This window comes from Stenotrophomonas sp. PS02297 (genome assembly GCF_029959705.1).
GTDB lineage: Bacteria > Pseudomonadota > Gammaproteobacteria > Xanthomonadales > Xanthomonadaceae > Stenotrophomonas > Stenotrophomonas nitritireducens.
The window spans coordinates 1-17,871 of sequence record NZ_JASCOS010000008.1 but is presented as its reverse complement, the minus strand read 5'-3'; the positions used below and the strand labels follow the sequence as shown (position 1 = coordinate 17,871).

15 protein-coding genes are annotated in these 17,871 nt (G+C 69.0%); 11 read left to right on the top strand and 4 right to left on the bottom strand.

The genetic code is table 11. The features are described 5' to 3' along the window. Positions 1 to 4 precede the first annotated feature (4 nt). The 7 genes from QMX80_RS03545 to QMX80_RS03515 all read left to right on the top strand — a co-directional run bounded on the left by QMX80_RS03545 (position 5) and on the right by QMX80_RS03515 (position 6,005). Entirely contained in the window at positions 5 to 523 is a 519-nt protein-coding gene (locus QMX80_RS03545) for a TRAP transporter small permease (protein ID WP_055768611.1), read from the top strand. Between the two features lie 3 nt (positions 524 to 526). Then, positions 527 to 1,810, top strand: a complete 1,284-nt coding sequence (locus QMX80_RS03540; protein ID WP_282275312.1) for a TRAP transporter large permease — start codon at positions 527 to 529, stop codon at positions 1,808 to 1,810. A gap of 181 nt (positions 1,811 to 1,991) precedes the next feature. Next, the gene (locus QMX80_RS03535; protein WP_055768605.1) at positions 1,992 to 3,050 is read left to right on the top strand and encodes a LacI family DNA-binding transcriptional regulator; all 1,059 of its coding nucleotides are present in this window, start codon (positions 1,992 to 1,994) and stop codon (positions 3,048 to 3,050) included. Positions 3,051 to 3,255: 205 nt separating this feature from the next. Beyond that, entirely contained in the window at positions 3,256 to 4,011 is a 756-nt protein-coding gene (kduD, locus tag QMX80_RS03530; protein ID WP_055768602.1) for a 2-dehydro-3-deoxy-D-gluconate 5-dehydrogenase KduD, read from the top strand. Between the two features lie 70 nt (positions 4,012 to 4,081). Continuing rightward, positions 4,082 to 4,720 (top strand): RpiB/LacA/LacB family sugar-phosphate isomerase, encoded by a 639-nt coding sequence (locus QMX80_RS03525; protein WP_055768598.1) that lies wholly within the window; start codon positions 4,082 to 4,084, stop codon positions 4,718 to 4,720. A gap of 132 nt (positions 4,721 to 4,852) precedes the next feature. Next, complete coding sequence (gene folE / locus QMX80_RS03520; RefSeq protein WP_055768594.1) at positions 4,853 to 5,452, top strand: GTP cyclohydrolase I FolE; 600 nt, start codon at positions 4,853 to 4,855, stop codon at positions 5,450 to 5,452. Between the two features lie 175 nt (positions 5,453 to 5,627). Then, positions 5,628 to 6,005 carry an MAPEG family protein gene (locus tag QMX80_RS03515; protein WP_055768590.1) on the top strand — a complete coding sequence of 126 codons (378 nt, stop codon included), beginning with the start codon at positions 5,628 to 5,630 and terminating at the stop codon, positions 6,003 to 6,005. A 209-nt stretch (positions 6,006 to 6,214) separates the two neighbouring features. Here QMX80_RS03515 and QMX80_RS03510 read toward each other — a convergent pair whose 3' ends face one another. The 3 genes from QMX80_RS03510 to QMX80_RS03500 all read right to left on the bottom strand — a co-directional run bounded on the left by QMX80_RS03510 (position 6,215) and on the right by QMX80_RS03500 (position 10,899). After that, complete coding sequence (locus QMX80_RS03510) at positions 6,215 to 9,130, bottom strand: TonB-dependent receptor (protein WP_282275310.1); 2,916 nt, start codon at positions 9,128 to 9,130, stop codon at positions 6,215 to 6,217. A gap of 149 nt (positions 9,131 to 9,279) precedes the next feature. Continuing rightward, positions 9,280 to 10,023 carry an SDR family NAD(P)-dependent oxidoreductase gene (locus QMX80_RS03505; protein ID WP_055768585.1) on the bottom strand — a complete coding sequence of 248 codons (744 nt, stop codon included), beginning with the start codon at positions 10,021 to 10,023 and terminating at the stop codon, positions 9,280 to 9,282. Between the two features lie 99 nt (positions 10,024 to 10,122). After that, complete coding sequence (locus QMX80_RS03500) at positions 10,123 to 10,899, bottom strand: TSUP family transporter (protein WP_055768581.1); 777 nt, start codon at positions 10,897 to 10,899, stop codon at positions 10,123 to 10,125. A gap of 81 nt (positions 10,900 to 10,980) precedes the next feature. On the opposite strand from QMX80_RS03500, the gene QMX80_RS03495 reads away from it, so the two are divergent. The 4 genes from QMX80_RS03495 (at position 10,981) to QMX80_RS03480 (ending at position 15,942) form a co-directional block, all read left to right on the top strand. Continuing rightward, entirely contained in the window at positions 10,981 to 11,376 is a 396-nt protein-coding gene (locus QMX80_RS03495; RefSeq protein WP_282275309.1) for a YchJ family metal-binding protein, read from the top strand. Positions 11,377 to 11,431: 55 nt separating this feature from the next. Beyond that, a complete protein-coding gene (gene egtB, locus QMX80_RS03490) occupies positions 11,432 to 12,733 on the top strand; it encodes an ergothioneine biosynthesis protein EgtB (RefSeq protein WP_282275308.1) in 1,302 nt (433 codons plus the stop codon). 1 nt (position 12,734) lies between these two features. Next, the gene (egtD, locus tag QMX80_RS03485) at positions 12,735 to 13,709 is read left to right on the top strand and encodes an L-histidine N(alpha)-methyltransferase (protein WP_282275307.1); all 975 of its coding nucleotides are present in this window, start codon (positions 12,735 to 12,737) and stop codon (positions 13,707 to 13,709) included. 124 nt (positions 13,710 to 13,833) lie between these two features. Beyond that, on the top strand, positions 13,834 to 15,942 hold the full coding sequence (locus QMX80_RS03480; protein WP_282275359.1) for a lytic murein transglycosylase: 2,109 nt from the start codon (positions 13,834 to 13,836) through the stop codon (positions 15,940 to 15,942). Positions 15,943 to 16,032: 90 nt separating this feature from the next. On the opposite strand, the gene QMX80_RS03475 is transcribed toward QMX80_RS03480, so the two are convergent. Beyond that, positions 16,033 to 17,217 (bottom strand): benzoate/H(+) symporter BenE family transporter, encoded by a 1,185-nt coding sequence (locus tag QMX80_RS03475; protein ID WP_282275306.1) that lies wholly within the window; start codon positions 17,215 to 17,217, stop codon positions 16,033 to 16,035. Between the last annotated feature and the right edge of the window lie 654 nt (positions 17,218 to 17,871).

Sequence of the window (17,871 nt, the reverse complement as noted above, 5' to 3'; positions counted from 1 at the left end):
ATCGATGACCGAGTCCAATCCCCGCTCTACCCCGGCCGGCCTGCAGCGCGCGCTGGAAGCGCTGGCCACCGCCGTCATCCACGTCGCCGTCGTCGCCCTGCTCGGGCTGGTGGTGGTGCAGGGCTGGCAGGTGTTCGCCCGCTACGTCATCAACGATTCGCCTAGCTGGACCGAACCGGTCACCCTGCTGCTGCTGAGCACGGCGATGAGCATGGGCGCGGCCGCCGGCGTGCATACCAACCGCCATTTCGGCTTCTTCCTGCTGGCTGACCATCTGCATCCGCTGGCCCGGCGCGCGGTCGATGCGGTAGTGCCGCTGGTGGTGGCCGCCATCGGCGCGGTCATCGCCTGGTGGGGCTGGGCGCTGTGGATCGACGGCCTGCACATCAAGGCCGCCGGCGCCAACCTGCCGCAGAGCGTGAACTACCTGCCGCTGAGCGTCGGCGGCGCGCTGATGGTGGTGTTCGCCCTGAACCGGCTGCTGCTGGCGCTGCAGCCGGCCGCCCTCGAAGGAGACCGCTGAACCATGGGCATCGCAATCCTGTTCGCCGTGTTCGGCGCGCTGCTGCTGATCGGCGTGCCGGTGGCCTACGCGCTGGCCGCCGCCGCGCTGGCCACCCTGCTCTATCTCGATCTGCCCAGCGTGGTGCTGGTGCAGCAGATCTCGGCCGGCACCGGCTCGGCGTCGCTGATCGCCATTCCGCTGTTCATCTTCGCCGGCGAGATCATGATGCGCGGCGGCATCTCCGAGCGCCTGATCGCGCTGGCCGCCTCGCTGGTCGGGCGCCTGCGCGGCGGCCTGGGCCAGGTCTCGATCCTGTCCTCGCTGTTCTTCGGCGGCGTCTCCGGCTCGGCCATCGCCGATGTCTCGGCGGTCGGCGGCACGATGATCCCGCAGATGGTCCAGCGCGGCTACGACCGCGACTTCGCGGTCAACGTCAGCATCACCGCGGCGCTGGTGGCGTTGCCGGTGCCGCCGTCGCACAACCTGATCCTGTTCTCGGCAGCGGCCGGCGGCGGCCTGTCCATCGCCGACCTGTTCGCCGCCGGCGTGGTGCCGGCGCTGCTGATGACCGTGGTGCTGATGGTCACCGGCTACGCCGTGGCGCGCCGCCGCGGCTATGGCGTGGAGCCCTTCCCGGGCCTGCGCGCGGTGCTGCTGCGGCTGATCGCCGCCCTGCCCGGCCTGGGCCTGGTGGCGCTGATCTTCGTCGGCATCCGCGCCGGCATCTTCACCGCGGTCGAGTCGGCGGCCATCGCCGTGGTCTACGCGCTGCTGGTCACCACCGTGCTGTACCGCCAGCTCGACTGGAAGGAATTCATGGCCACGGTGGTGCATGCCGCGCGCAGCACCGGCGTGATCCTGTTCGTGATCGCCACCGCGGCGGTGTTCGGCTGGCTGCTGGCCTACCTGCAGGTGCCGGCGGCGGCGGTGGCGTTCCTGCAGTCGTTCGCGCACGGCAAGTTCATGGTGCTGCTGATGATCGTGGTGATGCTGCTGCTGCTGGGCACCTTCATGGACCTGGCGCCGATGATCCTGATCTGCACGCCGATCTTCCTGCCGGTGGCCAAGGCCTACGGCATCGACCCGATCCACTTCGGCCTGGTGCTGGTGCTGACCGGCGGCCTGGGCCTGGTGACGCCGCCGGTGGGCTCGGTGCTGTTCATCGGCACCGCCATCGGCAAGATCACCGTCGGCCAGAGCATGAAGACGATCTGGCCGTTCTGGCTGGCCGGGCTGGGCGTGCTGCTGGTGGTGGCGTTCTTCCCGCAGCTGTCGCTGTGGCTGCCGGCGCTGCTGCGCAGCTGAGCGCCATCGCGGCCGGGACCGGGCCGATGATTCCGGCCCGGGACGGCGTCTCGGGCTAACATCACGGTCTGGCGCGGGTTACCGGCCCTGCCGTCGGCGGACTCCGCCGCGCCACCCATTCGTCGCGCCCCGTCGGGCGCGGCCCCGCCCGAACCCGTTCCGCTGGATGGTTTGCAAGGACATGTCATTGCGCAAGAAGGCCGATTCCGACGCCACGACCCGGCCACTGGGCCGGGCCGCGACCATCAACGACATCGCGCGCCTGTCCGGCGTCTCCAAGAAGACGGTGTCGCGGATCATCAACAACTCGCCGCTGGTGCGCAAAGACACCCGCGAGAAGGTCGAGGCGCTGATGCGCGAGGTGGGCTACGCGCCCGATCCGCTGGCGCGCGGACTGGCGTTCCGGCGTTCGTTCCTGATCGGCATGGTCTACGACAACCCCACCGCGCAGTACGTGGTGGACATGCAGTACGGCGCGCTCGATGCGCTGCGCGGCTCCAGCTTCGAGCTGGTGGTGCATCCCTGCGACACGCGCAGCCCCGGCTACATCGAAGGGGTGAAGCGCTTCGTGCAGCAGCAGAAGCTGCACGGCGTGATCCTGGTGCCGCGCGCCTCCGAAGACCAGGCGCTGGCCGACATGTTGGAGGAGATCGGCTGCCGCTATACCCGCATCGCCTCGCTGCCGCTGGACGACACCTCGCAGATGGTGATCACCCACGACCGCGACGGCGCCGCCGAAGCCGCCGACTACCTGCTCTCGCTCGGCCACCGCGACATCGCCCTGATCACCGGCCCGTCGGCCTACCGTTCGGCGCATGAACGCACCGCCGGCTTCATCGACGCGTTGGAGCGGCGCGGCATCGAACTGCCGCCGGCGCGCATCATCGAGGCCGGCTACACCTTCGAGTCCGGCGTGGCCGCGGCGGAGAAGCTGCTGCTCGGCAAGCAGCGCCCGACCGCCATCTTCACCGGCAACGACGAGATGGCCGCCGGCGTCTACAAGGTCGCCATGCGCGCCGGCATCAACATTCCGCGCGAGCTTTCGGTGGTGGGCTACGACGACAGCCCGCTGGCCTCGCGGCTGTGGCCGTCGCTGACCTCGGTACGGCGCAATACCCGTGACACCGGGCGTACTGCGGCGGCGATGCTGATCCAGCCCGAGGGCCAGGCCGCGTTGCAGATCGCCAGCGTGCGCCCGCACCTGATCGTGCGCGATTCCTGCCAGCCGCCCCTGGATTGACCCTCAACTCATTGTTCCGGAAAGGAAAGCCAGCATCCCGCGATGCGGAATGACACCGGTTTCCTAATTGGCTATGATGGCCCCGCACCGCATCCAGCGGGGTCCGTCCAGGACGGAACCGCGCCACCGCCGCGCCGTATCGCCCACCAGGCAAGGCGCGGCGCCGCAACCCACCCCCGTATCACCGCTCAGGGAGAGGAACACCATGACGTATCCATTCAGCCTCGAAGGCAAGGTCGCGCTGGTAACCGGTGCCAATACCGGTCTGGGCCAGGGCATCGCGCTGGCGCTGGCCGCCGCCGGCGCCGACATCGCCGGTGCCGGCATCGTCCCGGCCGAGGAGACCGCCGCCAAGGTGCGCGCGCTGGGCCGCCGCTTCCTCAACATCGAGGCCAACCTGATCAGCATCGAGCCGGTCGAGCGGGTAGTGCGCGAAACCGTCGAGGGCCTGGGCGGGCTGGACATCCTGGTCAACAACGCCGGCCTGATCCGCCGCGCCGACGCGGTGGAGTTCAGCGAGAAGGACTGGGACGACGTGATGAACGTCAACATCAAGTCCGCGTTCTTCATGTGCCAGGCCGCCGGCAAGCATTTCATCGCCCAGGGCCGCGGCAAGATCATCAACATCGCCTCGATGCTGTCCTTCCAGGGCGGCATCCGCGTGCCGTCCTACACCGCCTCCAAGAGCGGCATCGCCGGCATCACCCGGCTGCTGGCCAACGAGTGGGCGCAGCGGGGGGTGACCGTCAACGCCATCGCCCCCGGCTACATGGCCACCGACAACACCGCGCAGCTGCGCGCCGACGAGGACCGCAACAAGGCGATCCTGGATCGCATCCCGGCTGGGCGCTGGGGCAGGCCGGAAGACCTGGGCGGCACCGCCGTGTTCCTGGCGTCCAGCGCTTCGGACTACGTCAACGGCGCGGTCATCCCGGTCGACGGCGGCTGGCTGGCGCGCTGATCCGGCATTCCCCGGCGCGCGGCGACGGCCGCGCGCCACGCATTCCCCTTATCGAACAGAGAGTCACGCAATGAAGATCGCCTTGATGCAGGAGTTCAGCCAGGCCGCCAAGAACCCGGTGGTGCTGGAACAGCTCAACACCGTCGCCGCCGCGCAGGGCCACGACGTGTTCAACGTCGGCATGGACGGTGACAACGACCACCGCCTGACCTACATCCACCTGGGCATCTGCGCCGCGCTGCTGCTCAACGCCAAGGCGGTGGACTTCGTCGTCGCCGGTTGCGGCACCGGGCAGGGCGCGATGATGTCGCTCAACGCATGGCCGGGCGTGTACTGCGGCTACTGCATCGAGCCGACCGATGCCTTCCTGTTTGCCCAGGTCAACAGCGGCAACGCGCTGTCGCTGCCGTTCGCCAAGGGCTATGGCTGGGGCGCGGAGATCAACATCCGCTACATCTTCGAGAAGGCCTTCGCCGGCGAGCGCGGCCAGGGCTACCCGGCCGAGCGCAAGGAGTCGCAGATGGCCAACGCCGGCATCCTGGCGCAGGTGAAGCAGGGCGCCTCGAAGGATTTCATCGCCGGCCTGAAGTCGATCGACCCGGAACTGGTGAAGCAGGCCGTCGGTGGCGCGCGCTTCCAGAAGGCGTTCTTCGACAACGCGCAGGACGCGGAGATCGTGGCCTACGTGAAGGGCGTGCTGGGCCAGTAAGGGCAGGGCACGGAACCCATGGACGAGGGCGCCTGCGGGCGCCTTCGTCGTTTCCGGGTGTCGTCGTCGTCGATGCCCCCGCGGCACCCGGCTGGTAGCATGTCCACCCCCGAAATCCAGGCGCCGTCACCCATGGCCGACTCCAAGAACCCGTCCGTCACCCAGGCCCAGGCCGAAGAGGCCGTGCGCACCCTGCTGCGCTGGGCCGGCGAAGATCCCGCCCGCGAGGGCCTGCTGGATACCCCGCGTCGGGTGGCCGAGGCCTATGGCGACTGGTTCAAGGGCTACAACGACGATCCGCGCGAGTACCTGGCGCGCACCTTCGAGGAAGTGGCCGGCTACGACGAGATGATCGTGCTGCGCGACATCGAGTACGAAAGTCACTGCGAGCACCACATGGCGCCGATCATCGGCCGCGTGCACGTGGGCTACGTGCCCAACGGCCGCGTGGTGGGCATCTCCAAGCTGGCGCGGGTGGTCGAGGCCTATGCGCGCCGCTTCCAGGTGCAGGAGAAGATGACCGCGCAGATCGCCGACGTCATCCAGGACGTGCTGCAGCCGCTGGGCGTGGGCGTGGTGGTGGAAGGCTCGCACGAGTGCATGACCACCCGCGGCATCCACAAGCGCGGCGTCAGCATGGTCACCTCGCGCATGCGTGGCAGCTTCCACGACGACGCCCGCACCCGCGCCGAGTTCCTGCGCTTCATCGAAGTCGGCCACGCGCGGCGCTGAGCCGGCCGCGTTGCAGGCCTCTTGCCCCCCGCGGGAGGAGGCGCCTGCGAACCCCGGGCCTGTGGCGCCTCCACAATGCGCAAGGGCGTGGGGGGAGCGGAACGACGCCTGCGATGCTGGAACTCCGATTTGCCCGCCGCCCTCCCATGACATCCAGGAACCACGGAACAAGCCCATGCACTACGTCGAATTGGTCGCAATGCTGGTCATCGTGCAGTACCTGTTCTTCGGCGCCCTGGTCGGCCGAGCCCGCGGCCGCTATGGAGTGAAGGCGCCGGCGGTGGTTGGCCACGAAGGTTTCGAGCGCGCCTACCGGGTGCAGATGAACACCCTGGAGCTGATGGTCGCGCTGCTGCCGGCGCTGTTCGTGGCCGCGCGCTTCTGGCCGGCGGCCTGGGTGGCGGGCATCGGCGCGGTATACCTGGTTGGCCGCTTTCTCTACTGGCGCGCCTATGTCAGCAACCCGGGCAGCCGGGCGCTGGGTTTCGCCCTGTCGATGCTGCCGGTCATGGCGCTGCTGCTGATGGCCCTGGCCGGCGCCGTGCTGCGCTGACAACCGCCGCCCCGCTGGGGTCTTCCCGGTGAAGCTCCGCCGGGCGCTGCCCGGCGCTACAGGGAACCGACAAGATCGACCGCCGTGTAGAGCGGGGCACCGCCCCGCTGGAGCTTTCCCGATGAAGCTCCGCCGGGCGTTGCGTCCGGCGCCGCAGGAAAAAAAGGGAGCCTTGCGGCTCCCTTTGTTGTTGTTGCCGGCGGCGGGGCTCAGAAATCCAGGCTGAGCCTGGCGTAGCTGTAGCGGCCGGGCAGGTCGTACGTGCCCGGGTCGTAGCCGTTGAGCGTGCAGCTCAGGCAGATCGGCGGGTTCTTGTCGAACACGTTGTTGACGCCCACGGTGATCTTCATTCCCTTCATCCACGCATCGGTGCGCCAGCTGACCTGCGCGTCGTGCAGGGTGGTGGCGCCCAGCCAGTGCAGGTCGGCCGCGCTGTCGGTGCAGATCGGGAAGCCGTTGGCGCCGGCGCAGCTTTCGCGCAGGCGGTCGACGTAGCGCAGCGACCAGCTCGCGTTCCAGTTGCGGTAGTCCCAGTTGGCGGTCAGGTTGGACGTCCATTCCGGGATCGAGCTGTCGTTGACCTCCACGCCGGGACGCTTGGGCTCGGCCTGGCCGGATTCGTTGACCAGCTCGTAGCGGGTGACCCAGGTCGCCTTCCAGTCCAGGCCCAGCTGGCCCCAGCCGGTTTCCGGCAGCAGCCAGTGCGCGGTGAAGTCCCAGCCGCTGGTGTTGATGGTGCCCAGGTTGGCGAGGATGTCCTCGAAGCGGACGATCTGGCCGCGGTCGTTGCGGGTGTAGCTGGCGCAGGCCACCGCGTCGCGGCTGTCGATGCAGCGGTTCATGATCGCCTGCGCGTCGGGGGCCTGGATCGCGCCGTCGATGGTGTGCCGGTAGAAGGTCACGCCCAGGTCCAGCTTGCTGGCCCAGCTGCCGCCTTCGGCCCAGCCCGGGCTCCACACCGCGCCGGCCATGAACGAACGGCTCTTCTCCGGCTGCAGGTCGCGGTTGCCGGAGGTGACCACCGAGATCTGCGGGTTGACCTGCTCGTATCCCGGCGGCACGCCGTCGGCCACGCACTTGGGCGTGGTGGAGGCGGCGTTGTTGCACGGGTCCACCAGGGTCGCGTCGAAACGGCTCAGCGTGCCGTACAGCTCGCCGATCGACGGCGCGCGGAAGCCCTGCGCCCAGGACATGCGCAGCAGCAGTTCGTCGGCCGGCTGCCAGCGCAGCCCGATCTTGCCGGTGCCGGTGCCGCCGAAGGTGGAGTAGTCCGAATAGCGGCCGGCCACGCTCAGGTCCACGCTCTTGCCCCAGAACCCGCCGCGCGCCAGCGGCACGTCGAACTCGGCATAGGCCTCCTTCACCGAATAGCTGCCGATGGTGATGCCGGACGGCACGCCGTTGTACTCGCCGGCCACGGTGATCGGGTCGGGGTAGTACTCGCCCTTGTAGCGGCGCCACTCCGCGCCGGCGGCGAAGGACAGCGGCCCGGCCCACAGGTCGGCCAGTTCGCCGGTGATGTTGGCCGAGGCCTGGCTCAGCGTGTTCTTGCTGCGGTCGCGCACCACCGGCGAGATCCACGCCAGCATGTCCGCGGTAATCGTGCCGGGGCCGCCGAAGATGTTCAGCGGCACGCAGCCGGCGATGGCCGCGCAGGCAGCCGGATCACCCAGCGCCTGGTTGATGTGCTTGATGTTGTAGCTGCCGGTATTGGTCTGGGTGGCCTTGCTCTGGCTGGACATGGCATTGATGTCCCAGCTCCACGGCCGGCTGTTGACCTCGAAGCTGCCTTCCAGTCCGCCTGCGGCATACCAGGTCTTCACGTCCTGCTCGTAGCGGCGTGGTCCGCCTTCGACCGGGCGGCGGCCGATCAGGAACAGGTTGGCGTCCGGGCCGATGGTGGTCAGGTCGAAACCGAACGGGTTGTAGCGCTGGTTGGCCGGGATCACCAGCTTGGTCTCGGCCCAGTCGTTGTACACGCCGGCATCGGTGCCGAGGAAGATCGGTTCCGGCGCGGCTTCGTTGGCCGATTTGCGCTCGCTGTACAGGCCGCGGAACCAGCCGCTGGCGCTGGGCGAGAAATCGAAACGCACCTGGCCGAACACCGACTTGCGCTCGTTCGGCGTCAGCAGCAGGTTGTACGGGGCGAAGTTGAAGCGGTTCGCGGTAGTGAAGGGGATGAAGTTGCCGGGAAAGCCGGTTCCGGCGTAGTTGGCGCCGTTGGGCAGGGTGATGTTGCAGGTGGCGGACCCGGGAATCGGATTGCCGCTGTCGTCCTTGGCCAACGGGCAAAGCCCGCCGTAGGTGTTGTTGCCATCGGCCGGGGCGAAGACCGAGCGCCCACCCGGCGTGGCCGAACTGCCATTGGCCAGGCCGGTGCCCGGCACCGGCTCGCGTGCCCACTTGTACTCGGCCGAGGAGATTTCCTTCTGCTTGAAATACGAAGCGCCGACGACCCACTGCGCACGGTCGCCGCTCTTGCCGAAGCTGAAGTCCACGCCGGTGGTGCCGCCGCCCTTGAGGTTGTAGTCGCCGTACTGGACCTCGACGTGGCCGCCCTGGACGTTCTTCTTGGTGATGATGTTGACCACGCCGGCGATGGCGTCCGAGCCATAGATCGACGAGGCGCCGTCCTCCAGCACTTCGATGCGCTCGACCAGCGCCAGCGGAATGGTGTTCAGGTCCACCGACGAGCCCACGCCCGAGCCGGAGGATTCGTTGACCCAGCGGATGCCGTCCACCAGCACCAGCACGCGCTTCGGGCCGAGGTGGCGCAGGTCCACCGTCGCCGCGCCGGCGCCGACGCCGCCGCCATCGGGCGGGAAGCCGAAGTTGCCGCTGGAGTTGAGCTTGGTGCTCAGCGAGGCGCCGCTGGCGGTGAGGTGCTGCACCACGTCGGCGACCGAGGTGTAGCCGGTGCGGTCGATGGCCTCGCGGGTGAGTACCTGCACCGGGACCTGGGTCTCCAGCTCGGCCTTCTTGATGCGGGTGCCGGTGACCTGGATCGTGTCCAGGGTGCGGGCGGCGGTGGATTCCTGTGCGGTGGCGACGGCGGGCAGCAGGCACAACAGGGAAAGCTGTATGGCTCTGGTCAGGCGGTGCGGATGCAACGATAACGACGTCATCGGGAAGCTCCTTGGATTGCCGGACTACCTCGCCCGCCACCATGACGGGCGTGCGCGATTTGTAAGCAATTCGTTAGGAGCCTACAAGTGAATGCGCGGATGGGCCGACGGACGGCATCCGTCGGCCGAATACCGCCGGCTGCGGCCGCTCAGCGCGCCGAAAACCCGCCGTCCACCAGGTGGTAGCTGCCGGTGATGAACGAGGCCTGGTCCGAAAGCAGGAAGCAGGTCAGCGCCGCCACCTCCTGGGCGGTACCCAGGCGCCCGGCCGGATGCAGGGCGACCAGGCCGTCGTAGGCCGTGCGGTCCATGCCGGCCAGCAGCGGCGTGTCGATGAATCCCGGGCCGACCGCATTGATGCGCAGTCCGCGCGCGGAATATTCCAGCGCCGCGGTCTTGGTCATGCCCACCAGCGCGTGCTTGGCCGCCACGTACGCGCTGGACCCGGCCCAGCCGTTGCTGCCGAGGATCGAGGCCATGTTGACGATGGCGCCGCCGCCATTGGCCAGCATCGCCGCGATCTCGTACTTCATCGAATGGAAAACGCCGTGCAGGTTCACGCCGAGCACGCGGTGCCATTCCTCCAGCGGGTAGTCGGCAGTGGCCAGGCTGGCGCCGCCGATGCCGGCGTTGTTGACCGCCAGGTGCAGCCCGCCGTACTCGGCGACGGTGGCTTCCACCAGTTGCCGCACCGCGTCGGGGTCGCTGACATCGAGCTGGCGTGCGCGCGCTGGCGTGCCGATGCTGGACGCCACTTGTTCGGCGGCATTGCGGTCGAGGTCGGCAACGACGACCTGCGCGCCGCTGGCGGCCAGTTGCCGGGCGACCGCCTCGCCGATGCCCGAGGCGGCGCCGGTGACCAGGGCGACCTTGCCGGAAAAATCCAGTTGCATGATGGGTCTCCAGGGCGGCGGGGGAGGGCCGCCATGCAGACCATCATCCGCATCGGCCGTCGCGGCGGCGTTGCGTTCGATCAAACCGGCGCGCCGCGTTCAGCCGGCGAACGTATCCCATGCCATGCGCGCGATCAGCACCACCACCAGCACCAGGAACAGCTTGCGGATCAGCGGCGTGCCGCCGCGCAGGGCCAGCCGCGTGCCGGTCACCGAACCGGCCACGTTGGCCACGGCCATCGGCACCGCGAAGCCCAGCAGCACGTTGCCGCTGGGCACGAAGAACGCCAGCGCGGCCACGTTGGTGGCCAGGTTGACCACCTTGGAGGCGGCCGAGGCGCGCAGGAAATCCAGGCCGAAGAAGCGGATGAACAGGAAGATCAGGAAGCTGCCCGTGCCGGGGCCGAAGAAGCCGTCATAGAAGCCGATCACCGCGCCCATCGCCAGGGCGATGGCCAGTTCGCGGCGACCGACCTCGCGCGGGCGGTGCATGGCACCGAAATCCTTCTTCGCCAGCGTGTAGCCGAGCATCACCACCAGCAGGGTCAGCACCAGTGGCCGCACTGCGTCCTTGGACAGCAGGCTGACCGCGGTGGCGCCGAGGAAGGCGAACACGAACGCCGTCGCCGCGGCCAGCAGCACCGGCCGCCACGGGAAGCGCACCGAGCGCGCATAGCGCCACGTCGCCGCGCCGGTGCCGAACACCGAACTGAACTTGTTGGTGCCCAGCAGGGCGGCCGGCGTGTGCTGCGGCAGCACCGTGAACAGGCCCGGCAACTGGATCAGCCCGCCGCCGCCGACCGCCGCATCCACCAGCCCGGCGATGAAGGCGATGGCCAGCAGCCAGGGCAGTTCGGCAGGCAGGAGTTCCAGCATGGTTGGACCTGAACGGGGGGCGCGACAGCATACGCCTGTACCGGCTGGTGGCGATGGCGCCATGGATGGGAAAATGCGCGCATGCAGATAGCTCCGGATTCTCCCTGTCCCTGCGGCTCCGACCACATCCATGGCCGCTGCTGCGCGCGCTGGCATGCCGGCGAGGCCGCACCCGATGCCGAAGCGCTGATGCGCTCGCGCTACAGCGCCTACGTGACCGGCAACGCCGGCTACCTGCTGGCGACCTGGCATGCCGATACGCGGCCGGAGACGCTGTCGCTGGACGACGCGCCCGGCCAGCGCACGCAGTGGCTGGGCCTGGAGGTGAAACGCCACCGCGTCACCGGTGCCGACACCGCCGAGGTGGAATTCGTCGCCCGCTACCGGATCGGCGGCGGCAGCGCCGTGCGCATGGCCGAACACAGCCGCTTCGTGCGCGAGAATGGCCGCTGGTACTACCTGGACGCGCTTGCCTGAACACTGGGGCGGCGCCGATGACGCCGCGCTAACCGGGCATGGCTAAGCTCGGGGCATGCAGATTTCCAGTGCCGCATTGCTGAAGACGTCCAGCGCTGCGACAACGCCACCCACGCTGGCGGAGCGCTACCGCGCCGTGCGCCGGACCAGCATGGCCCTGGCCGCGCCGCTCACGGCCGAGGACGCGATGGTGCAGAGCATGCCCGAGGCCAGCCCGGCCAAGTGGCATCTGGCGCACACCACCTGGTTCTTCGAACAGTTCGTGCTCGGCCGGCAGCCGGGTTACCAGCCGCTGCAACCGCAATGGCGGGCGCTGTTCAACAGCTATTACCAGAGCATTGGCCCGGCGCATGCGCGCGCGCAGCGCGGCCTGCTGTCGCGGCCGGCGCTGTCGCAGGTGCTGGAATACCGCGCGCAGGTCGACGACCGTGTCGGCCAGTGCCTGCGCGCCGGCACCCGCGATGGCGAGGCGCAGCGCCACCTGGAGCTTGGCCTGCAGCATGAACAGCAGCACCAGGAGCTGTTGCTGACCGACATCAAGCACGCCTTGTGGAGCAGTCCGCTGCAGCCGGCCTATCGCGACGACCTGTCCGTGCCGCCCACGGCGCCGGCAAGCGACGCCGCGCTGTGGATCGAAAGTCCGGAGCGCATCGTCGAGATCGGCGCGCTGGCCTGGCCCGCGCATGCGCATTTCGCCTACGACAATGAATCGCCCAGGCACCGCGTGCTGGTGCCGGCGCATGCGCTGGCCGCCCGCCCGTTGAGCAATGCCGAATACCGCGCCTTCATCGACGATGGCGGCTACCGCGATCCGCTGCTGTGGATGAGCGACGGCTGGGCGCAGCTGCAGGCAGGCCAGTGGCGCCGTCCGCTGTACTGGGACGAGGCGCTGGAGCGCGAATACACCCTGGGCGGTTGGCGCGCACTGGATCCGGATGCGCCGGTCTGCCATTTGAGCTGGTTCGAGGCCGATGCCTGCGCGCGCTGGGCCGGCGCGCGCCTGCCCACCGAGTTCGAGTGGGAAGCGGCGGCTTCGGCAAGGCCGCCCGCCGGCAACTTCGCCGATGCAGGCCTGCTGCACCCGAAGGCTGCGCCGGTCGCCGGGCCGGGCGTGCCGCGGCAGCTGTTCGGCGACGTCTGGGAATGGACCAGCAGCGCGTACGGCGCCTACCCCGGCTTCCGCCCGTTGCCGGGCAGCGCCGGCGAATACAACGGCAAGTTCATGTGCGGCCAGTTCGTGCTGCGCGGCGGCAGCTGCGCCACGCCTGCCGGGCATGTGCGTGCCAGCTACCGCAATTTCTTCCCGCCCGCGGCGCGCTGGCAGTTCGGCGGCCTGCGCCTGGCCCGGGATATCTGAGATGGACGCGCCGGACCCGCTGCTGGAGAGGCTGGTCGACCACCGTCCCGGCCGCGCCGCCATCACCGCCGACGTGCTGGCCGGGCTGTCGGCGCGGCCGCGCGCACTGCCGTCCAAGTATTTCTATGACGCGCGCGGTTCGGCGCTGTTCGAGGAGATCACCCGGCAACCGGAGTACTACCTCACCCGCACCGAACTGGCGCTGTTGCGGCAGGTGCTGCCGGAGATCGCCGCACGGGTGGGACCGCAGGCGCGGGTGGTCGAGTACGGCAGCGGCAGCGGCCGCAAGACCCGGCTGCTGCTGCAGGCGCTGGGCGATGTAGTGGCCTATACGCCGGTGGAGATATCGCGCACCGCCCTGGTGGACAGCGTGCGGGCGCTGGCCATGCAGTTCCCCGCGATCGAAATGCTGCCGGTGTGCGCCGACTTCACCGCGTTGCCGCCGCTGCCGCCGTCGCGCCGCACCGCACGGCGTACGCTGTTGTTCTTTCCGGGCTCGACGCTGGGCAACTTCGCCGAAGCGGCGGCGGTGTCGATCCTGCGCGGGATGCGCCTGGCCATGGGCCCGGAGGGGCTGGCGCTGATCGGCATCGACCTGGACAAGGATCCGGCCATCATCGAAGCCGCCTACAACGATGCGGCGGGCGTCACCGCCGCCTTCACCCTCAACCTGCTGGCGCGCCTGAACCGCGAGATCGGCAGCGACTTCGATCTTTCGGGCTTCGTCCATCGTGCCCGCTACGTGGTCCCGTCGCGGCGCATCGAGACGTCCCTGGTCAGCCGCCATGCGCAGGTGGTGCGTGTGGCCGGGCAGGCGTTCGGGTTCGAGCGCGACGAAGCCATGCATGTGGAATACAGCCACAAGTACGGCGACGCGCAGTTCGCCGCGATGGCCGCCGCGGGCGGCCTGCGGGTAGGCGCGGCCTGGGATGCGCCCGCGCGCATGTTCGGCCTGCGCCTGCTGCAGCCCGCCTGACCTCCCACGGCGCGCGCGCTGCCTCTTATCATCGGGCTTCGTTCCAGGGTGTGGCGCCGCAGGGAGCCGTTGCATGAAATCTATCCGGATGCTGCCGGCGTTGGGCCTGGCCTGCACGCTTGCCATGGCGTCGCCGGCGCGGGCCGCCATCGCCGATTTCGGCAGCTGCGGCACGGGCCTGCGCGACGCGGCCATCGCCCAGGGCATGGCTGCCGCACGCTTCGATGGCCTGTTCGCCAGCGTCGCTCCCGACATGAGCGTGCTGCCGCTGCTCGACGCCCAGCCCGAATTCACCACGCCGATCTGGGATTACCTCGCCGCGCTGGTGGATGCGCAGCGCGTGGCCGATGGCCGCGCCATGCTGGCCACGCATCGCGACCTGCTCGACCGCATCGCCGCCCAGTACGGCGTCGATGCGGCCACCGTGGTCGCGGTCTGGGGCGTGGAAAGCGACTACGGCCGCATCGCCGGCAAGCGGCCCCTGCTGCAGTCGCTGGCGACGCTGTCCTGCAATGGCCGTCGCCAGCCGTTCTTCCGTGGCGAACTGCTGGCCCTGCTCAAGCTCATCGACCGTGGCGATCTCGCCGCCGACGGTCTCACCGGCTCCTGGGCCGGCGCCTTCGGCCAGACCCAGTTCATGCCGTCCACCTATGCGCGCATCGCGGTCGATGGCGACGGCGATGGCCGTCGCGATCTGGTCGCCAGCATTCCCGATGCGCTGGCCTCCACCGCCAACTACCTCAAGCAGTCGGGCTGGCGCAGCGGCCAGCCTTGGGGCGTGGAAGTGCGTATTCCCGTCGGCTTCGACGCCACCCTGGCCGGCCGCGGCAAGCGCCGGCCGCTGGCGGCATGGCGCGCGCTGGGCGTGACTCTTGTGGATGGCGGCGCGCTGCAGGCTACGGCGATGGCCGATGACAGCGCCGCCGCCCTGCTGCTGCCGGCCGGCGCCAAGGGCCCGGCATTGCTGGTATTCCGCAACTACGACGCGATCTATTCCTACAACGCGGCCGAAAGCTACGCGCTGGCCATCGCCATCCTGGCCGACCGCCTGCGCGGCGGCAACGGCCTGGGCGCCGCCTGGCCCACCGACGATCCCGGCCTGGGCCGCGACGGGCGCCGCGAGCTGCAGGCGCTGCTGCTCGCACGAGGCCACGACATCGGCGCCGCCGACGGCATGGTCGGCGATGCCACCCGTCGCGCGATCCGCATCGAGCAGCAGCGGCTGGGATGGCAGAACGCCGATGGCCGCGCCGGCACCCGCATCCTGCAGGCCTTGCGCGATGCCCGGCCGGCGGCGTCCACGGTTTTCCGGCTGCCTGCCGGTTATTCGCAGTTCGTCCAGTCACCCACCGTGCGGAGCGATGTTTCGATGAAGGATGTAAAGGGCCTGAGCACAGGCGATTTCAAGGGCTTCACCGCCTGGAAGGTGGAAACGCCGTTCTCCACCGCGGCCATCAGTGTGTTCGGCGGCCAGTTGCTGTCGTTCGTGCCCAGGGGCGGCCGCGACGTGATGTGGCTTTCGCCCACCGCCAGGCAGCCGCCCACGCCGATCCGCGGCGGCAGCCCGGTGTGCTGGCCGTATTTCGCCAGGCAGGGGCAGGGCAATGACGTGCCGTCGCACGGCTTCGTGCGCACCGTGCCATGGGAACTGCGCGATGCGCAGCGTCAGGCCGATGGCAGCATGGTGCTGACCCTGGCGCCGCCAGCGCTGGAAGGCCTGTCGCTGCGCCTGACCATGAAGCTGCGCATCGGCCGCACCCTGGAACAGGAACTGCTCACCGAGAACACCGGCAGCCAGCCGGTCGCTTTCACCCAGGCGCTGCACAACTACTTCAACGTCAGCGATGCGTTGCAGGTGGACGTGACCGGGCTGGATGGCCTGACCTACCTGGACAAGCTCGACGGCGGCAACGCCCATGTCCAGCAGGGCGACTGGAACCTGCGCGACCCCCGCGATCCGGGGCGCAGCGACCGCATCTATATGCAGGCGCGCGGGCACTACGTGCTGCGCGATCCGGGCTTCGGCCGCAGCATCGACATCGCCACCGGCGGCAGCCATACCGCCGTCGTCTGGAACGCGGGCGAGGCGGCCGCGGCGAAGATGGACGACATCGGCGCCGGCTGGCGCAACTATGTATGCGTCGAAGCCGGCAACGTCGGTCCGGACGTGATCGAACTGGCGCCGGGTGGCCGCCACACCCTGAAGCAGGTGTTCGAGGTCAAGCCGCTGTAATGCTCCAGCTCGAAGCCGTTTCTCCAAGGAGAAACGGCCTGGCCCGCACGTCACTCGTGTACCGGCCAGGGCCGGCAGCGCCGGGCGCCGTCAGTGCGCCGGGCGGCGCAACGCCAGCAGGGTCGCCACGCCGGCCACCAGACCCCAGAACGCCGAACCGATTCCGGCCAGCGACAGCCCCGAGGCCGTGACCAGGAACGTCACCAGCGCCGGCTCGCGCTCGCCTTCGTCCTTCAGCGCCACTGCCAGGCTGTTGCCGATCGTGCCGAACAGCGCGATGCCGGCCAGCGTGGCGACCAGCTCCTTCGGGAAGGCGGCGAATACCGCCGCCACGGTGGCGCCGAACAGCCCGATCACGATGTAGAACGCGCCCGCGCTCACTGCCGCGGGATAACGCCGTGCCGGGTCCTCATGCACATCGCGGCCCATGCAGATCGCCGCGGTGATCGCCGCCAGGTTCAACGCATATGCGCCGAACGGCGCCAGCGCCGTGTTGACCGCGCCTATCCACCCCACCACCGGCGATATCGGCGCGTCGTAGCCCGACGCCTTCAGCACCGCCACGCCCGGCACGTTCTGCGAGGCCATGGTCACGATGAACAGCGGCAAGGCGATGCCGAACACCGCCGCCCACGACAGCGTCGGCAGGGTGAACACCGGCCGCGCCAACTGCAGCCGCACCTGCTCCATGTGCATCAGTCCCTGGCTGCCGGCGACCGTCGCGCCCACCAGCAGGGTCGCGATCACCGCATAGCGCGGGAACAGGCGGCGCCCGGCCAGATAGGTGGCGAACATCGCCAGTACCAGCAACGGCTGCGTGCCTACCGATACGAACACGTCCAGTCCGAAGCGCAGCAGTACGCCGGCCAGCATGCCCGAGGCCAGCGACACTGGAATGCGCCGCATGGCCTTCTCGAACACACCGGAGAACCCGGCCAGCGCTCCCATGAGCGCCGCCAGCACGAAGGCGCCGATCGCATCGGACAATGGCAGCGCGGTCGCGCCGACCACCAGCATCGCCGCCCCGGGCGTGGACCATGCCGTGACCACCGGTACGCGGTAGCGCAGCGACAGGCCGATGCAGGTCACGCCCATGCCGATGCCCAGCGCCCACATCCATGACGCGATCTCGGCCTGTCCGGCGCCCACGGCCTGCGCCGCCTGGAACACGATCACCGCCGAACTGGCGAAACCCACCAGCACCGTGATGAAGCCGGCGACGATGGCCGGCAGGGAAAGGTCGCGGAAGAACGAGCGCGGTGCGGGATCGGCCATCGTGCAGTCGGAAGCGGGGGAAGAACCCGCATTGTGGCCCAGCGGCACGGTCGGTCGCCTGCCGCACTCGCGGCCTATATGGAGGACGCAGCGGCCTCGTTGTGGCATCCGCAGGCACGACCCACCGGCGCTGCCCCGCGTCGCGCCTTGCCGATTGTGGCGTGAGGGTGCTTTTCAGGGATTTGTTGAAAAAAGAGATTGCACATTTCACAAAGATGTCTAGAATTCGCTCCCTCGCTTCACGGCGCCAGTCACTTCGGTGGCAGGGAGCAGGAAGCGGCGGCAACGGCCTCGCAAGAGGGTGTTGACGGAAACGAAAAGCCTGACATAATAGGCGGCTCGCTTCGACGAAAGGCCCTTCGGGGTTGGGGTTGAAGCAGCGGAGTCCACCTCGAAACGAGGTGTTGACGAAGCGGAAAAGCCGGCTATAATGGGCGGCTCGCTCGGACGGAAACGTCGGGCACTTGGAAGAAGGCGCTGAGGCCGATTCCGAAGTTCTTTGAAAGTATGCGCAGGTATCTTGTGAAGGCGCCTGCAGGAGTGGATGACTGTCCATCTTGCAGACGTTTGATCAAGCAATGAGTAGTTTGTAAAGCAAGCGAAACGTTGCCAGTGGTTGAACATCTGCAGCTAAGAGTATTTGTCTTCGGACAT

Excerpts from the sequence above, each read along its gene's own strand:
- QMX80_RS03545 (WP_055768611.1), top strand. The coding sequence starts at position 5 with ATGACCGAGTCCAATCCCCGCTCTACCCCGGCCGGCCTGCAGCGCGCG.
- QMX80_RS03540 (WP_282275312.1), top strand. The coding sequence starts at position 527 with ATGGGCATCGCAATCCTGTTCGCCGTGTTCGGCGCGCTGCTGCTGATC.
- QMX80_RS03535 (WP_055768605.1), top strand. The coding sequence starts at position 1,992 with ATGTCATTGCGCAAGAAGGCCGATTCCGACGCCACGACCCGGCCACTG.
- kduD (WP_055768602.1), top strand. The coding sequence starts at position 3,256 with ATGACGTATCCATTCAGCCTCGAAGGCAAGGTCGCGCTGGTAACCGGT.
- QMX80_RS03525 (WP_055768598.1), top strand. The coding sequence starts at position 4,082 with ATGAAGATCGCCTTGATGCAGGAGTTCAGCCAGGCCGCCAAGAACCCG.
- folE (WP_055768594.1), top strand. The coding sequence starts at position 4,853 with ATGGCCGACTCCAAGAACCCGTCCGTCACCCAGGCCCAGGCCGAAGAG.
- QMX80_RS03515 (WP_055768590.1), top strand. The coding sequence starts at position 5,628 with ATGCACTACGTCGAATTGGTCGCAATGCTGGTCATCGTGCAGTACCTG.
- QMX80_RS03510 (WP_282275310.1), bottom strand. The coding sequence starts at position 9,130 with ATGACGTCGTTATCGTTGCATCCGCACCGCCTGACCAGAGCCATACAG.
- QMX80_RS03505 (WP_055768585.1), bottom strand. The coding sequence starts at position 10,023 with ATGCAACTGGATTTTTCCGGCAAGGTCGCCCTGGTCACCGGCGCCGCC.
- QMX80_RS03500 (WP_055768581.1), bottom strand. The coding sequence starts at position 10,899 with ATGCTGGAACTCCTGCCTGCCGAACTGCCCTGGCTGCTGGCCATCGCC.
- QMX80_RS03495 (WP_282275309.1), top strand. The coding sequence starts at position 10,981 with ATGCAGATAGCTCCGGATTCTCCCTGTCCCTGCGGCTCCGACCACATC.
- egtB (WP_282275308.1), top strand. The coding sequence starts at position 11,432 with ATGCAGATTTCCAGTGCCGCATTGCTGAAGACGTCCAGCGCTGCGACA.
- egtD (WP_282275307.1), top strand. The coding sequence starts at position 12,735 with ATGGACGCGCCGGACCCGCTGCTGGAGAGGCTGGTCGACCACCGTCCC.
- QMX80_RS03480 (WP_282275359.1), top strand. The coding sequence starts at position 13,834 with ATGGCGTCGCCGGCGCGGGCCGCCATCGCCGATTTCGGCAGCTGCGGC.
- QMX80_RS03475 (WP_282275306.1), bottom strand. The coding sequence starts at position 17,217 with ATGGCCGATCCCGCACCGCGCTCGTTCTTCCGCGACCTTTCCCTGCCG.